4 protein-coding genes are annotated in these 2,660 nt (G+C 69.5%); all 4 read left to right on the top strand.

Going from position 1 to position 2,660, the window contains the following annotated elements:
* The first annotated feature begins 122 nt into the window (after positions 1-122).
* The 4 genes from AB0O00_RS18770 to AB0O00_RS18755 all read left to right on the top strand — a co-directional run bounded on the left by AB0O00_RS18770 (position 123) and on the right by AB0O00_RS18755 (position 2,623).
* The gene (locus tag AB0O00_RS18770; RefSeq protein ID WP_363653118.1) at positions 123-329 is read left to right on the top strand and encodes an ATP-binding protein; all 207 of its coding nucleotides are present in this window, start codon (positions 123-125) and stop codon (positions 327-329) included.
* 220 nt (positions 330-549) lie between these two features.
* The gene (locus AB0O00_RS18765) at positions 550-1,110 is read left to right on the top strand and encodes a hypothetical protein (protein WP_363653117.1); all 561 of its coding nucleotides are present in this window, start codon (positions 550-552) and stop codon (positions 1,108-1,110) included.
* 46 nt (positions 1,111-1,156) lie between these two features.
* Positions 1,157-1,285: a hypothetical protein gene (locus AB0O00_RS18760; protein ID WP_363653115.1), complete on the top strand. Its 129-nt coding sequence runs from the start codon at positions 1,157-1,159 to the stop codon at positions 1,283-1,285.
* A 207-nt stretch (positions 1,286-1,492) separates the two neighbouring features.
* The gene (locus tag AB0O00_RS18755) at positions 1,493-2,623 is read left to right on the top strand and encodes a methyltransferase domain-containing protein (RefSeq protein ID WP_363653114.1); all 1,131 of its coding nucleotides are present in this window, start codon (positions 1,493-1,495) and stop codon (positions 2,621-2,623) included.
* Positions 2,624-2,660 lie beyond the last annotated feature (37 nt).

Below are 2,660 nucleotides of genomic sequence, written 5' to 3'. Positions count from 1 at the left end.
CCGGGGTCGTTTGGTTTGTTTGCCGGGGGGGGGGGGGGGGGCTGCCCCCGCTGACCCCCCGGGGGGGGTGGCACCCCTGTGCGGGGGCCCCCAACGCCGTGAGAACCGGGTGCCAGTGCCGGATGACGGTTGCGCTCGAAGTGGTCGCCGAATCGGTGGTGCGGGTCTCGGTGCGGGACGGGTCGCGATCGCTTCCCGTTCTGATCCAGGCCTCCGATGGCGACGAAGGTCACCGCGGGCTCGCGCTCGTCCACCAACTGACCGGTGGGCGATGGGGAATCACCGTCGAACCGTTCGGCAAGGTCGTGCACGCTGACATCGGCTCGTGAGCGAATCGCCGGCGGACCGCCGAACCGAGGCAGCGGACGACCACAGTCAGTCCGATGACGTCCGGCTTTGGACCGCCTGCGCTGTGTCCGCCGCGGCGCTGCTCCACCTCGTGGCTGTCGCCGTACTCCTGTCCACGCACACCCACTGAACTCCCGCCCGTGCCGCTGAGCCAGCGGCACGGGCGGGCTCCCACACCACCAATTCGAGAGGAGCTCTGCCATGTCCACCCCGCAGCCCAAACCTCCTGTGCCGCCCGCGCCGCCTGGCCCCGGGCCGATGATCCCGGTCGCGTCGCAGGTGGCGCTGTTGACCAGGGACGAGTTCAGCCGAGTCGCGCTGACCGTTGCCGGCAACAACCCGGGCATGGAGACGGATCTCGCCGGGCGGATCGTCGGGGAGGCCCTCGCCTACCTCGTCACCGTCTCGCGGAACCGGGACCTCCCGCTCGCGCCGTCGCCCGTGGTGGACGAGGGCTGGCACGCCCTGATCCTCCACACGGAGATGTACGGGCGGCTCTGCGAGAAGCTGGGCGGCTTCATCCACCACTACCCGCAGACGCCGGACGAGACCGCCTACGACGCTGGGACGATCCGCCTCACGTTGGCCACCATGGCCGAGTCGGGGGTCGGAGTCGACCCGCAGCTTTGGGCGGGGCCGGACGCGAACGAGGTGAGCGTCCGGTCCGTCGTCTGGCACGCGCCGGACTGCAGCCCCATCAAGATCATCAAGAAGCCGAAGCCCAAGCCCCAGCCGAGTGGTAACGCGAGCAAGGCGGCGTAGCGCCGGACCGTGCGCCAATACGCTGCTGCGGGAAAGGAGGTGGAGCATGGAGAGTTGGACGGATCCGCGGTACGCGGAGCTGGTCGAGTGGTACCACCGGGAATCCGAGGGCACCGCGGATGGAACCGAGCAGCCTTTCGTGCGGGCGTTCCTCATCCCCGACGATCCCGAGTAGCGGCCTGGCGGCCCCGCCCTCGAAAGAGAGGGCGGGGCCGTCGCAAGACGGGTCGTCACCATTGAGCCTGGTGCCATCAGCGTTGCCGCATGCCGCCGTTGTCGTCTTGGTGCTGTCCACACGCACCCACTGATCACCCGCCCGCGCCGCTGGTCCAGCGGCGCGGGCGGGATCCTCGGCACCTACCGATTCGAGAGGGGCACTGCCATGTCCAGCCCGCAACTTCAACCGGATCGGGCTGCGATGCGCGACCTGTTCCTGGCCGTCGAAGATGAACTCGGCGGACCAGTTCCTCCCGAGTGGCGGGAGGCGGTCAAGGCTGTTCCGCGGCATCGGTTCCTTCCGGAGCGGATCTGGCTGGAGGACGGCGCCGGCGGCTATGCGGCCTGTGACCTCCAGCAAGATCCCGATCGGTGGTTCGAGGCGGCGTATTCCGACGTTCCGGTCGTCACCCAGGTCAATGACGGGGCGAAGCCTGATGATCCGGACGACGTCTGGCCGTCTTCCTCTGCCTCGATGCCGTCGATCGTGGTCAGGATGTTGCGGGACCTCGATGTTCAGCCCGGCATGAACGTCATGGAAGTTGGGACGGGGACCGGGTGGAACGCCGCCTTGCTGGCCCACCGTCTCGGCGCCGGCCAGGTGTCCTCGGTGGAGGTCGATCAGGAGGTGGCGCGGCAGGCTTGTGCCTCGCTGAACGCAGCGGGCATGAGTGTGGACGTGCTCTGTGGGGACGGCGTCCGTGGGTGGAGCCTCCGGGCGCCGTTCGACCGGATCGTCTCGACCTGTTCGGTGCGGCGGGTGCCTTCGGCCTGGGTCGAGCAGACCTCGCCCGGCGGCCTCATCCTCACGCCATGGGACAACCCCATGCTCTGCTGGGGGCTGCTCAAGCTCACGGTCGGGGATGGTCGGGCGTGCGGGCGGTTCAGCCCGCACTCGGCCTTCATGCTGATGCGTGGGCAGCGCCGGGACCTGCGCATCTTCCGTGACGTCGTCCGCGACGACCATGTGCCCGACGAGTCCCGGGCCTCGCTCTCGCCGGACTGTGTAGACGACTGGGAGGCTCGCTTCGCGCTCGGGTTGAGGCTCGGGGACGTCTGGACGGCCTGGGATCGCACCCGGCTCTGGGTGGCGACCACGGATGCCCTGTCCTGGGCTGCCGTCGACCCCTACGAGGTCTGGCAGTACGGGCCCCGGCGGCTCTGGGACGAGGTCGAGGCCGCGTACCGCTGGTGGGAGCAGCACGGCCGGCCGGGGCCGGACCGCTTTGGGCTGTCGGTCGTCGGTGATGACCACTGGGCCTGGCTGGATCGGCCGGATGTGACCGTCAAGGGATGAGGCCGCGGCGCAGGAAGTCGGCCCATCCGACTTCCTG

The sequence above is a fragment of the Kitasatospora sp. NPDC093558 genome, assembly GCF_040683475.1.
Taxonomy (GTDB): domain Bacteria; phylum Actinomycetota; class Actinomycetes; order Streptomycetales; family Streptomycetaceae; genus Kitasatospora.
The sequence above is the reverse complement of the archived record's forward strand: the minus strand, read 5'-3'. Positions and strand labels throughout refer to the sequence as shown.